This window comes from Ruegeria sp. AM2, from assembly GCF_056540685.1.
In genome coordinates, this window is the sequence record NZ_JBQFXE010000014.1 from 62294 (window position 1) to 73809 (window position 11516).

Consider the following 11516-nt stretch of genomic DNA (forward strand, 5'->3'; position numbering starts at 1 on the left):
TCGAACCAACGGTCATGGCATAGGACAACTCGCCAATGTGACTTGGCGAGTGTTCCAGCCGATCTATTGCAAGTCCGCAAAGGCTTGTTTCAATCTTGCACAGGCTTCCTCGACCCGTCCGCGTTGGGTTGCGAGATTGAACCTCTCGAACGTTTCTCCGCCGGTGCCGAAACCAGGGCCAGGCGATGTGGCGATGCGCGCCTCTTGCCGCAGTCGGCGCACGAATTCGTCGTGGTCCATCCCGGTGCCCGAGAAATCGACCCAGGCCAGATAGGTCGCCTGTAAGGGCATGGACCACAGGCCCGGGATGTCCGCAATTGACGCGTCGAAGAGTCGCCGGTTGTCGTCCAAATGCGCGATCTGCGCATCGACCCAAGCGGCCCCTTCAGGCGAGTAAGCCGCAGTGATCATCGCCACGCCCAACGCACTGGGATCATAGTCCAGCGCCTGTATCCGGTGACGCATCGCGGCCCGCAGCTTTGGGTCGGGGATGATCATGTTTCCGGTCCGCTGCCCCGCAATGTTGAACGTTTTAGAGGCCGCCGTCAGCGTCACCGTCCAAGGTCGAGCATCGGGCGCGGCCACGTCCATAGGAACAAATGTGCTGCCCGGATAGACCAGATCGTGATGAATTTCGTCCGATACCAGGATCAACCCGTTGCGTTCCGCAAAGGCTGCCACCGCACGCAACTCATCAGCGGTCCAGACGCAACCCGAAGGGTTCTGAGGCGAGCACCACAGCAACATCTTTTCCGATCCGTCCAGCCGCGCCTGTGCATCATCCAGATCGAGAACATAGGTGGCACCATCCCGCATCAGCGGGCATTCGACAACCTTGCGGCCCGTTTTGTTCACCTTGTGGGCAAACTCGTGATAAACGGGTGTGAAAATCACAACCCCATCGCCGGGTTCGGTCCAGACATCCAGGCAAAGCGCAATCGCATTGCCAAGCCCCTGCGACGTCAGAACGCAATCCGTGTCAACCTCCCACCCGTGGCGGTTCTTCATCCACCATTGGACTGATGCCAGATAATCCGGGTGCGTCCAGGAATAGCCGAACACGCCATGTTCAGCCGCCCGACGCACCGCATCGATCACGCAAGGTGCCGTTGGAAAGTCGGAATCGGCGGTCCACATGGCCAACCCGTCTTTGGGTGAAACGCCATAGAGCTGTTCCATCTTGTCCCATTTTGAACTGTTGGTCCCCCGGCGGTCAATTAGGTCGTTGAAGGTCATGTCATCTCCATCTGTCGCGACGAAAGCTAGTCGCAATTTCGGCGGGTGCAAGGGGGGCGTTGCGGTAGGGGGCGGGATCGCCTAAATCAACCTCATGAAACGCAATATTCTGATCCATCCCGATCCCCGCCTGAAAAAGGTCTGCGCGCCGGTGGCCGACATCACCGACGAGTTGCGCAAGCTGGCCGACGACATGCTGGAGACGATGTATGACGCGCCTGGCATCGGGCTCGCGGCCCCTCAGATCGGCGTTCTGGATCGGCTGATCGTGGTGGATTGCGTCAAAGAAGAAGGCGAAACGCCGCGCCCCTTGGTGATGTTCAACCCCGAGGTCATTGCGTCTTCGGATGAGACGAATGTTTATGAAGAAGGTTGCCTATCGATCCCCGAGCAATATGCCGAGGTGACGCGCCCCAAGGTGGTGGATGTCACATGGATGGATCGCGATGGCAATCTGCAGCAGGAAACCTTTGATGATCTCTGGGCGACCTGTGTGCAGCACGAGATCGATCATCTGAACGGCAAGCTGTTCATCGACTACCTCAAACCGCTCAAGCGGCAGATGATCACCCGCAAGATGCAAAAGCTCAAGCGAGAGCAGGCGCGCGCATGACGGTGCGGACCTGCCTGCCATGGCCTGACAAGCGCCTGCGCACCAAGGCCGAAGATGTCTCGGAAATCACGGACGCTATCCGCGCCATTTGGGACGACATGATTGACACGATGGAGGCGATGCCGGGCGTTGGCCTCGCCGCCCCCCAGATCGGTGTCATGCTGCGGCTGGCGGTTGTCGATGGTTCAACCGAACGCGGGCGGGCTATTCGTTTGGCAAACCCGGAAATTCTGCACAGTTCCATCGAACTGCGCGAACATGACGAGGCCAGCCCCAATCTTCCAGGCGTCTCGGCCAAGGTGAAACGCCCTCGGGCCGTCACGGTAAAGTACCTGAACGAACATGGCATCATTGATCGCCGGGATTTCGTCGGGGTCGAGGCCACAAGCGTGCAGCATCAGATCGATCATCTGAACGGTCGGATGTATTTCGACCGGCTCAGCAAGGTCAAACGCGACATGCTGCTGCGCAAGGCAAAGAAACAGGGATAGCGATGCGCGTCATCTTTATGGGAACGCCTGATTTCTCGGTGCCGGTGCTGGATGCGCTGGTCGAGGCCGGGCATGAGGTCGCCGCCGTCTATTGCCAGCCGCCACGCCCCGCCGGGCGCGGCAAGAAGGATCGACCGACGCCGGTGCACGCACGGGCCGAGGCGCTGGGCCTTGAGGTGCGCCACCCGACCTCGCTGAAATCACCTGAGGAACAGGCGCGCTTTGCCGCGCTGAACGCTGATATCGCGGTGGTTGTCGCCTATGGCTTGCTCCTGCCGCAACCCATACTGGACGCGCCCGCTTACGGGTGTCTGAACATCCACGCCAGCCTGTTGCCGCGCTGGCGCGGAGCGGCTCCGATCCACCGGGCGATCATGGCCGGTGATGCGCAGACCGGCATCTGCATCATGCAGATGGAGGCCGGGCTGGATACCGGCCCGGTTCTGCTGCGCGAAGCGACCGATATTGAAGCCGAGGAAACCACCGCGCAACTGCATGACCGCTTGTCTGATATGGGTGCCCGGCTGATCGTTGAAGCGTTGAAAAACCTTCCCGACCTGACGCCGGAACCGCAGCCCGAGGACGGTGTGACCTACGCCGCCAAGATCGACAAATCCGAGGCACGGGTCGACTGGTCGGCCCCCGCCATTGAGGTCGACAGGCACATCCGGGGGCTGTCTCCGTTCCCCGGCGCATGGACCGAAGTCGGAGGAGACCGGATCAAACTCCTCGCCTCACGCTTGGCCGAAGGGCAGGGCATACCGGGCGAAGTTCTGGACGACCACCTGCGCGTGGCATGTGGTGAAGGCGCAGTTGAGTTGCTGCGCTTGCAAAGGGCGGGCAAAGGCGCGCAGGATAGAGAAACCTTTCTGCGGGGCTGGCCCATCCCGGTCGGTACGCGCCTGTCTTCGGAGTAAAGCCAGATGTTCATGATCCTGATGGGCACCGTCGTGATCGCCGGGATTGTGGGCTATCTGTCCGAGAAGACAGGCTTTACCCATAACGGCTACCTGCCAGCGATCATCATTTGCGTGGGCGGGGCTTTCCTGTTCTATTTCGTCCGCATCATGTTCGGTATCAGCTTTGGCCCGCCGGGTCTGGATGCGGTGCTGTCCTCGATCGGCGCACTGATCATTGTGCCAACCCATTGGAGGAAATGACATGCCCGTTGTTGTCCTTATCATCATCGGCGCTGCCGCTGGATTTCTGGCCACCCGATTGATGCGGATCGAGGCGGACATCCCGACAACGATGCTGATCGGTATTGTCGGCGCTCTGGTTGGTGGCTTTCTTCTGCGCGCCCTGATCACCGTTGCGGGTTGGCTCTCGGGATTCGTGGGCGCAGTTCTGGGCGCCTTGCTGGTGATCTGGATCTGGCAGACCTATCTGCGGCGCTGAGCGTCTTTATCGCGCGTCGCACACGTCCGGTGATCCCAAAGCGGGCGCTTGGCGGGTCGTCATGTCAAAACTGTTGGCCTCTGCCGACGTGACCCAATGCATCTCATCCTCGGGTGCGGCGTCCAGCGTGAACCAATAGAACGCCGGGTCCACACCGATATCGGCGAAATAGTCGAGATACCGATCGTGTTCGGGATGGTCTTCGGGCAGTTCCGCGGCAACGTAACCACCCCCGCCCCAGCTGTGGACACCGACACAGGCACCGGGCTCCAACACGCGCCGGTTGCCCGCCAGAAACAGGTCTGTTCCGCCCGAAGCCACCAACCCGTCCGAGGGCACAATGGTGTCGAACCCTTCTTCGCGGACCACTCGGCTAAAAACCACATTCGAGTCATCGTCCACTGAGCCTTCGATGTTCTGAAGAACCAGTGTCTTGATGTTGGGATTCGCCGCAATGACCTCTTCAAACGCGCTAAGTGTTGTGTGGTCGATCGTTCCGGCAGCAACAATCCGGTCCCCTTGTGCCGTAAAGCTGACGGGGGCGTAGGGATCTGTGCATGCCGCCACGAGCAAAAGCGCCGTGGTCAGAAATGGAAGTCGGAGGGTCATCAAAATATCCGTCGTTCTGTCCCTATTGCCGAGGCGGTCGGCTTTTGTAAACCGGCAGTCTCCAGCCGAACAGTAGCGATCCGGCACGCAGCGCCCAACAGATCAGGGCACACGCCGCGAGCGCCACCAAGTCTTCGAACCCAAGGCGCGTTGCGGCGACAGCGGCCAGTGCCCCAACGAAAGCGCAAGTGACGTAAAGCTCACCCTGTTTCAGCACCAATGGAACCTCATTGCAAACCACGTCGCGCATCAGGCCGCCGAGGCAGCCGGTGGTGATGCCCATCAGAACGACGATCAGACCGGGTTGGCCCAGCGACAACGCCGCACCTGTTCCTGCGGCGACTGCGATGGACAGCGCGAAACTGTCCAGCCAGACCAGCCAATTGTAACGGCTTTCCACCAGATGCGCGCTGAAAAACACCAACACGGCAGCTCCGGCGGCGATCAGAATATAGTCAGGTTGGCCGATCCAGAAGACCGGATGCCGGTTCAGTAGCAGATCGCGAATTGTGCCGCCTCCGACCGCTGTCAGGCTGGCGACAAACGCAAAACCGACAAGATCAAGCTGCGCCCGGCTGGCCACCAAAGCGCCGGTCAGCGCAAAGACAAGAACCGATCCATAGTCCAGCAGCGCCAGCCAGGTCACGCTTGTGCCTTTTTGGGTTTGAACGGTGCCATGCCAGCGCGGGCCAATTCGTCCGCCTTTTCGTTTTCAGGGTGACCCGCATGACCTTTGACCCATTCCCATGTCACGTCATGGCGTGTTTGGGCTTCGTCCAGTCGCTGCCACAGATCGACATTTTTGACCGGTTTCTTGTTCGAGGTTTTCCAGCCGTTGCGCTTCCAACCGAAAATCCAGCCAGTGACGCCGTTCTTTACATAAGCGCTGTCGGTGACCACCGTGATTTTCGAGGCCCGGTCCAATGTCTCAAGCGCACTGATCGCGGCCAGCAACTCCATACGGTTGTTGGTCGTCTCGGCCTCGCCGCCGTTGAGCTCACGCTCTTTCAGGACTTTGTCCCCTTCCATCGCGCGCAGCAGTACACCCCAACCGCCCGGGCCGGGATTGCCCGAGCACGCGCCGTCCGTATAAGCAAACAGCTCAGGCATGGGCGAGCACCAGAATGAACCCGTCGTAAGACCCGGCCAATCCCTTGCCCATACCGGTGGTGATGTTGTCGATGGCAAACCCCGATTCAGTCAGCGCCTCTTCGATCTCGGGTTGCGAGAAATAGGTGTAGAAACGGTCCAGATGGTCGCGATGCTGTCCGGTGCCGAGTTTCAGGCCCAGAAACAGGATGCCAGCGGGTTTCAACGCGCGGTGGATTGCCGCGAGGTGACGGGGGAAATCCTCCCGTGGGGCATGCAGCAGAGAAAAGCTGGCAAAGACACCATCGTATTCTGCCACCTCGGTGAGGTCGTCGAACGTGCCCAGATGAGCATCAACACCAATGCCGCGCGCGTATTCAACAAAGGCTGGCGTCGCGTCCAGCGCCCGAACCGTCAGGCCCTGGCGCAGGAAAAAGGTGCTGTCCGATCCAGGCCCCGAGCCCAGGTCCAGCACATGGCCTTGCCCAACTGCATCCACAAAGGCCTGACGCGCCTCAAGCTGTTCGGGGGGCAAAGGCACCTTGAGGTATTCGCCCACGTTGTTGGTGTAGGCATCGATCGTTTTGGAATCGGTCACAGGTAAACTCCGACAGCAAGGCAGGCCAGGACGATGGCGGTCAGTAACGTCCGCAGTCGCATCCACCAGACAGGCGTCAAACGCCAATAGGCGAACACCGCATCCAGCACGAACAATCCGGCGAACCCCCACATCAGATTGGTGCCCGCATTGACGGGGCCGCCACCGGTTTTGAAAAAAGCCCAGAGCGCAGGCAGCACTGACAAAGTATAGCAAATTGCCGCCTTGCTGCCCGATGTTTTGGTGGCAAAGCCCCATAGCACACCAGACATGAAACTCAGGATGACCGAGCCATAAAACAGTTGGATGTAGGGCCCTACAAATCGCGACCCCAGCGCTTGCCTGCCCCAGTCGTTCAGGTCGCCATTCAAATAGGTCAGCGCGCCCCAGATGAACGGAATCAACCCCGCAAGGCCGAGCAGAAGTGGTACGCGGGGGATGCCGCTCATGCGGGTTGCCTTAAGACGCGGGGCACTTTGAACTCGACGTTCTCGACGGCGGTTTCGACCTTCTCAACCGTCACGTCGTAGTGATCGCGGAAGGCGTCGATGACTTCGTTCACAAGCACTTCGGGGGCCGAGGCGCCTGCAGTCAATGCGACGCTTGAGATGCCGTCAAGCGCCCTCCAGTCAATCTCGGTCGCGCGCTGGACGAGTTGGGCATAATCGCACCCGGCGCGTTTGGCGACTTCGACCAGACGGCGCGAATTCGACGAGTTCGGGGCACCGACGACCAACAAGGCATCCGATTTGGGTGCCACCGCTTTGACAGCCTCCTGCCGGTTTGTTGTAGCGTAGCAAATGTCTTCCTTGTGTGGGCCGACGATTGCGGGGAAACGGGCCTCAAGTGCTGCGATAATGTCTTTGGTGTCGTCAACCGACAGGGTGGTCTGCGTTACAAAGGCCAACCTGTCCGGATCGCGGACCTCAACGGTAGCGACATCTTCGACAGTTTCGACCAGCAACACCTCGCCTTCGGGCAGCTGGCCCATGGTGCCGATGGTCTCGGGGTGGCCTTTGTGGCCGATCATGATCATCTGCAGACCGGCATCGGAGTGGCGCTGCGCCTCGACGTGAACCTTGGACACCAGCGGACAGGTGGCATCAACATAGATCATCTCGCGCTGTGCCGCGGTCGCAGGAACGGATTTTGGCACACCATGGGCCGAGAAGATCACCGGGCGGTCATCAGGGCATTCGTCCAGCTCCTCGACAAACACCGCGCCCATCTCGCGCAGCCCATCGACGACGAATTTGTTATGAACGATCTCGTGACGCACATAGACGGGCGCGCCCCATTTCTGCAGCGCCATTTCGACGATCTTGATTGCCCGATCCACGCCGGCGCAAAACCCGCGCGGGGCGGCAAGGTAGAGGGTCAGGGGCGGTTTGGTCATGTCTCGATCTCCATGGGCCACAGGTAAGTCTTTTCACGGCCTTGGTCCAGACAGGACCTCGTCATTGATCTGACATGAATCAGTGCTAGCCAATAGGTGTTTCAGCACCTGTTACTTTTCAAAAAAAGCGCGGTCAGGGTGGTGAATCCTGATCGCGCCAATTTCTTCCCCGGTAGTGAGTGACCGGATATCAATGTCCACCTGCGGCCGCGACGCTGCGTGGCTCGACGGGCACTTCACGCGGCGGTCGTCCGATAACGTCGCGCAGGTCTTCCAGTTCGATGAAGTTGTCCGCCTGGCGGCGCAATTCATCCGAGATCATCGGCGGCTGGCTGCGGATTGTCGAAACAACCGAAACCCGCACGCCCTGACGCTGCAGGCTGGCAATCAGCGGACGGAAATCCCCATCGCCCGAGAACAGCACAATATGATCCACGCGTGGTGCAAGTTCCATGGCGTCGACGGTCAACTCGATGTCCATGTTTCCTTTGACTTTCCGACGCCCCATGCTGTCGGTGTATTCCTTCGCTGGCTTGGTGACCATGGTGAAGCCATTGTAATGCAGCCAGTCGACCAGAGGTCTGATCGGGGAATACTCGTCATTTTCCAGTAGCGCTGTGTAGTAGAAAGCTCTAAGCAGTTTGCCTCTGCGCATAAATTCCTGACGCAGCAACTTATAGTCGATGTCAAACCCCAGAGCTTTGGCGGCGGCATAAAGATTCGAGCCGTCGATGAACAGCGCTAGCCGTTCGTCCTTATAAAACATAAATAGGTCCTTCCGGTATTAGCCATCGCACCCGTGATATCCGTGAGTGAAGAAAAAATGTTCAGCGCAATGGTGTCCCTAAGATAGGTCTTTTAGGCTTAATCGCAAGTATTCTCTGATGCTGATGTGAGTGAAAATATGATCAAATCACCTTCCGGGACAGTAGTTGCCCTAGGGGCAAATCTCAGCCTGAGAGGAAACGGACCCGCCGACACTCTTCGGCAAGCACTTTCGGCGATGAGCGAGGCAGGGCTGGTGATTCGCGCGCAAAGCCGATTTTTCGCCACGCCGTGTTTCCCGGAAGGTGCTGGCCCGGACTATGTCAATGCCGCAGCCCTTATCGAAACGGACTTGTCCGCCACGGGCATTTTGACGGTTCTGCACGACATCGAGCAGACGTTCGGTCGGGCTCGTGCGCAGCGTTGGGGTATGCGGACACTTGATCTGGATTTGGTGTGTCGTGGTGATCTTGTGTCGCCGGATGTGCAGGAATACCGGCGGTGGCAGGCGCTTCCATATGAAGAACAGACAAAAGTCGCGCCTGATCAATTGATCCTGCCGCATCCACGGCTGCAGGATCGGGCCTTTGTTCTGGTTCCGATGGCTGACGTTGCGCCTGATTGGTTGCATCCGGAACTAAACAAAACCGTCCGTGAAATGATCCGTGACTTGCCCGCAGAGGATATTGCCGCCGTCACTCCTTTGTGATCGGTGCATTTGCAGCATTTCCTGCTTGTCAAGGCGGGGATTCGCCCTTAGATAAACCTCTTCCTGACATGGATTCAGAAACGGAGAGCGCCCAATGGCCCGCGTGACGGTAGAAGATTGCGTAGACAAGGTACAAAACCGGTTCGAACTGGTGATGCTTGCCGCCCATCGTGCGCGTGAGATTTCCGCTGGTGCGGCGATCACCGTGGATCGTGATAACGACAAGAATCCGGTCGTGTCCCTGCGTGAAATCGCGGATGAAACCCAGAGCGCTGATGAGCTGCGCGAGCGTCTGATTGAGGCCAACCAGACCCAGATCGAGGTTGACGAGCCGGAAGAAGACCAGATGGCGCTGCTGATGGGTGCGGAATCGGACAAACCAGCCGATGATGACATGTCCGAAGAAAAGCTGCTGCGCGCTCTGATGGAGGCCCAAGGCCAGGGGTAAGCCCCAAAAACGAAGGTGCGGACCGCATGATCTCTTCTGATGACCTGATTGCGCTGGTCCGCAACTACAACCCCAAGACAAATGCTGACCGCATCGCCCGGGCCTATGAGTTCGGAAGCCAAATGCATGACGGGCAGTTTCGCCATTCCGGCGAGCCCTATTTTACCCATCCCGTTGCCGTTGCCGCCATCCTGACCGAACAGCGTCTAGATGATGCGACGATCATTACCGCTCTGTTGCATGACACGATCGAAGACACCAAGGCCAACTACGGCAAGGTGTCCGAACTTTTCGGGGACGAGGTTGCCAAGCTGGTTGATGGCGTCACCAAGCTGACCAATCTTCAGCTGTCCAGCCGCGAGACCAAACAGGCGGAAAACTTCCGAAAGCTGTTCATGGCCATGTCCAAGGACCTGCGGGTTATTCTGGTCAAGCTTGCCGACCGTCTGCACAACATGCGAACCATCAAGGCGATGCGCCCCGAAAAGCAGGTCGTCAAGGCGCGCGAGACGATGGATATCTACGCGCCGCTTGCGGGCCGCATGGGTATGCAATGGATGCGCGAGGAACTGGAAGACCTCGCCTTCCGCGTCTTGAACCCAGAAGGGCGCCAGTCGATCATTCGCCGTTTCATTACCTTGCAACGCGAAACCGGCGACGTGATCCATCGCATCACCGGTGACATGCGACACGAGTTGGAAAAGGCCGGGATTGAGGCCGAGGTGTTTGGCCGCGCCAAGAAACCCTATTCGATCTGGCGAAAGATGCAGGAAAAGGACCAAGGCTTTTCCCGCCTGTCCGACATCTATGGATTCCGCATCATCACACAGACCGAGGAAGATTGTTATCGGACGCTCGGCGCAATTCACCAACGCTGGCGCGCAGTGCCAGGGCGGTTCAAGGACTATATCAGCCAGCCGAAATCGAACGGCTATCGCTCGATCCACACCACTGTTTCGGGCCGTGACGGCAAACGGGTAGAGGTTCAGATCCGCACCCGCCAGATGCATGATGTGGCCGAAACTGGCGTGGCGGCGCATTGGTCATATCGGGACGGTGTGCGATCAGAAAACCCCTTTGCCGTGGACCCGGCCAAGTGGATTGCGAACCTGACGGAACAGTTCGACAGCGAAGACGATCACGAGGATTTTCTCGAAGCGGTCAAGCTTGAGATGTATTCCGACCAGGTCTTCTGCTTTACGCCCAAAGGGGACGTGGTGAAGCTGCCGCGCGGGGCGACGCCGATTGACTTTGCGTATGCCATCCACACACGCATCGGGCATGCCTGCGTCGGGGCGAAAGTGGACGGCATTCGCGTGCCGCTCTGGACCCGGATCAAGAACGGGCAATCCGTGGACATTATTACCGCTGACGGCCAGACTCCGCAGGTGACGTGGCTCGAGATCGCGGTCACCGGCAAGGCCCGTACAGCAATCCGTCGCGCGTTGCGCGAAGTAGACCGCGAACGCTTTATCAAACTGGGTAAGGAACTGGCGCGGTCCGGGTTCGAGAATGTCGGTCGCAAAGCCACCGACAAAGCGTTGGATACCGCGGCCAGACACCTGCGTCTATCGGACCGGCACGAGTTGTTGGCCCGACTGGGCAGCGCGGAATTGACGGCGCATGAGGTTGTCAGCGCCGTTTACCCTGAGTTGGCCCAGGACGAGGGCGATGCCATTCCTCTGAGGCGGGCGGTGATCGGCTTGGAGCCGGGGCAAAAATTTGACCGGGCACCGTGCTGCCAACCTCTGCCAGGTGAACGCATCGTGGGCATAACGTATCGCGGCAAGGGGGTGGTTGTTCACGCCATTGACTGCGACCGCCTGACCGAGTTCGAAAACGAGCCCGACCGCTGGGTTGATCTGCATTGGCACTCGGGTACTCACCCAGCGGTTTATAGTGCGACAATTGACCTGACGATCGGAAATGATGCCGGTGTGCTGGGGCGTATTTGCACATTGATCGGCGAGAAAAAGGCGAATATCTCCAACCTCGAATTTGTTGACCGCAAACCGGATTTTTACCGGTTGATGATCAATGTCGAACTGCGCGACCTTGAGCAATTGCATTCACTGATGCTGATGCTTGAGGCCGAAAGCGACGTGGCCGCGGTCGAGCGTTACAGGGACCGGTCCAAAGCCGCAGTCGCGGCAGGCTGAGAAAG

Annotated in this window: 16 protein-coding genes; 8 read left to right on the plus strand and 8 right to left on the minus strand. The window is 58.9% G+C overall.

Annotated elements, in window-relative coordinates:
- Positions 1-63 precede the first annotated feature (63 nt).
- Complete coding sequence (locus tag ACR0CR_RS18690; protein WP_480602086.1) at positions 64-1236, minus strand: MalY/PatB family protein; 1173 nt, start codon at positions 1234-1236, stop codon at positions 64-66.
- Positions 1237-1330: 94 nt separating this feature from the next.
- Here ACR0CR_RS18690 and def (ACR0CR_RS18695) point away from each other — a divergent pair, with 94 nt between their 5' ends.
- The 5 genes from def (ACR0CR_RS18695) to ACR0CR_RS18715 are packed head-to-tail and all read left to right on the plus strand — an operon-like array spanning position 1331 to position 3738.
- Entirely contained in the window at positions 1331-1849 is a 519-nt protein-coding gene (gene def, locus ACR0CR_RS18695; RefSeq protein ID WP_480602088.1) for a peptide deformylase, read from the plus strand.
- Entirely contained in the window at positions 1846-2340 is a 495-nt protein-coding gene (gene def, locus ACR0CR_RS18700) for a peptide deformylase (protein ID WP_480602090.1), read from the plus strand. The genes def (ACR0CR_RS18695) and def (ACR0CR_RS18700) overlap by 4 nt, the downstream gene beginning before the upstream one ends.
- Before the next feature lie 2 nt (positions 2341-2342).
- On the plus strand, positions 2343-3257 hold the full coding sequence (fmt, locus tag ACR0CR_RS18705; protein WP_480602093.1) for a methionyl-tRNA formyltransferase: 915 nt from the start codon (positions 2343-2345) through the stop codon (positions 3255-3257).
- 6 nt (positions 3258-3263) lie between these two features.
- On the plus strand, positions 3264-3500 hold the full coding sequence (locus ACR0CR_RS18710; RefSeq protein WP_480602095.1) for a hypothetical protein: 237 nt from the start codon (positions 3264-3266) through the stop codon (positions 3498-3500).
- A gap of 1 nt (position 3501) precedes the next feature.
- Complete coding sequence (locus ACR0CR_RS18715) at positions 3502-3738, plus strand: GlsB/YeaQ/YmgE family stress response membrane protein (protein WP_480602098.1); 237 nt, start codon at positions 3502-3504, stop codon at positions 3736-3738.
- Positions 3739-3744: 6 nt separating this feature from the next.
- Here ACR0CR_RS18715 and ACR0CR_RS18720 read toward each other — a convergent pair whose 3' ends face one another.
- The 7 genes from ACR0CR_RS18720 to ACR0CR_RS18750 form a co-directional block, all read right to left on the minus strand.
- Positions 3745-4347, minus strand: coding sequence for a COG3904 family protein (locus ACR0CR_RS18720; RefSeq protein WP_480602101.1), 603 nt, complete (start codon positions 4345-4347; stop codon positions 3745-3747).
- Positions 4348-4369: 22 nt separating this feature from the next.
- Positions 4370-4993 (minus strand): trimeric intracellular cation channel family protein, encoded by a 624-nt coding sequence (locus ACR0CR_RS18725; RefSeq protein WP_480602103.1) that lies wholly within the window; start codon positions 4991-4993, stop codon positions 4370-4372.
- The gene (rnhA, locus tag ACR0CR_RS18730) at positions 4990-5457 is read right to left on the minus strand and encodes a ribonuclease HI (protein ID WP_480602106.1); all 468 of its coding nucleotides are present in this window, start codon (positions 5455-5457) and stop codon (positions 4990-4992) included. Before rnhA ends, ACR0CR_RS18725 begins: the two co-directional genes overlap by 4 nt.
- Positions 5450-6034: a class I SAM-dependent methyltransferase gene (locus tag ACR0CR_RS18735; protein WP_480602109.1), complete on the minus strand. Its 585-nt coding sequence runs from the start codon at positions 6032-6034 to the stop codon at positions 5450-5452. Before ACR0CR_RS18735 ends, rnhA begins: the two co-directional genes overlap by 8 nt.
- Positions 6031-6483, minus strand: a complete 453-nt coding sequence (locus ACR0CR_RS18740) for a DUF3429 domain-containing protein (RefSeq protein ID WP_480602111.1) — start codon at positions 6481-6483, stop codon at positions 6031-6033. Before ACR0CR_RS18740 ends, ACR0CR_RS18735 begins: the two co-directional genes overlap by 4 nt.
- The gene (ispH, locus tag ACR0CR_RS18745) at positions 6480-7430 is read right to left on the minus strand and encodes a 4-hydroxy-3-methylbut-2-enyl diphosphate reductase (protein ID WP_480602113.1); all 951 of its coding nucleotides are present in this window, start codon (positions 7428-7430) and stop codon (positions 6480-6482) included. Before ispH ends, ACR0CR_RS18740 begins: the two co-directional genes overlap by 4 nt.
- Before the next feature lie 190 nt (positions 7431-7620).
- Entirely contained in the window at positions 7621-8196 is a 576-nt protein-coding gene (locus tag ACR0CR_RS18750; RefSeq protein WP_480602114.1) for a LabA-like NYN domain-containing protein, read from the minus strand.
- A 138-nt stretch (positions 8197-8334) separates the two neighbouring features.
- On the opposite strand from ACR0CR_RS18750, the gene folK reads away from it, so the two are divergent.
- From folK to ACR0CR_RS18765, 3 genes are all read left to right on the plus strand, one after another.
- A complete protein-coding gene (folK, locus tag ACR0CR_RS18755; RefSeq protein ID WP_480602116.1) occupies positions 8335-8904 on the plus strand; it encodes a 2-amino-4-hydroxy-6-hydroxymethyldihydropteridine diphosphokinase in 570 nt (189 codons plus the stop codon).
- A gap of 94 nt (positions 8905-8998) precedes the next feature.
- Positions 8999-9352, plus strand: a complete 354-nt coding sequence (gene rpoZ / locus ACR0CR_RS18760; protein WP_170356736.1) for a DNA-directed RNA polymerase subunit omega — start codon at positions 8999-9001, stop codon at positions 9350-9352.
- A gap of 26 nt (positions 9353-9378) precedes the next feature.
- The gene (locus ACR0CR_RS18765) at positions 9379-11511 is read left to right on the plus strand and encodes a RelA/SpoT family protein (RefSeq protein ID WP_480602118.1); all 2133 of its coding nucleotides are present in this window, start codon (positions 9379-9381) and stop codon (positions 11509-11511) included.
- Positions 11512-11516 lie beyond the last annotated feature (5 nt).

Coding starts and splice junctions, on each gene's coding strand:
- ACR0CR_RS18765 (WP_480602118.1), top strand. CDS start 9,379: ATGATCTCTTCTGATGACCTGATTGCGCTGGTCCGCAACTACAACCCC.
- folK (WP_480602116.1), top strand. CDS start 8,335: ATGATCAAATCACCTTCCGGGACAGTAGTTGCCCTAGGGGCAAATCTC.
- ACR0CR_RS18720 (WP_480602101.1), bottom strand. CDS start 4,347: ATGACCCTCCGACTTCCATTTCTGACCACGGCGCTTTTGCTCGTGGCG.
- ACR0CR_RS18710 (WP_480602095.1), top strand. CDS start 3,264: ATGTTCATGATCCTGATGGGCACCGTCGTGATCGCCGGGATTGTGGGC.
- ACR0CR_RS18690 (WP_480602086.1), bottom strand. CDS start 1,236: ATGACCTTCAACGACCTAATTGACCGCCGGGGGACCAACAGTTCAAAA.
- ACR0CR_RS18750 (WP_480602114.1), bottom strand. CDS start 8,196: ATGTTTTATAAGGACGAACGGCTAGCGCTGTTCATCGACGGCTCGAAT.
- rpoZ (WP_170356736.1), top strand. CDS start 8,999: ATGGCCCGCGTGACGGTAGAAGATTGCGTAGACAAGGTACAAAACCGG.
- fmt (WP_480602093.1), top strand. CDS start 2,343: ATGCGCGTCATCTTTATGGGAACGCCTGATTTCTCGGTGCCGGTGCTG.
- def (WP_480602090.1), top strand. CDS start 1,846: ATGACGGTGCGGACCTGCCTGCCATGGCCTGACAAGCGCCTGCGCACC.
- def (WP_480602088.1), top strand. CDS start 1,331: ATGAAACGCAATATTCTGATCCATCCCGATCCCCGCCTGAAAAAGGTC.
- ACR0CR_RS18715 (WP_480602098.1), top strand. CDS start 3,502: ATGCCCGTTGTTGTCCTTATCATCATCGGCGCTGCCGCTGGATTTCTG.
- ispH (WP_480602113.1), bottom strand. CDS start 7,430: ATGACCAAACCGCCCCTGACCCTCTACCTTGCCGCCCCGCGCGGGTTT.
- rnhA (WP_480602106.1), bottom strand. CDS start 5,457: ATGCCTGAGCTGTTTGCTTATACGGACGGCGCGTGCTCGGGCAATCCC.
- ACR0CR_RS18740 (WP_480602111.1), bottom strand. CDS start 6,483: ATGAGCGGCATCCCCCGCGTACCACTTCTGCTCGGCCTTGCGGGGTTG.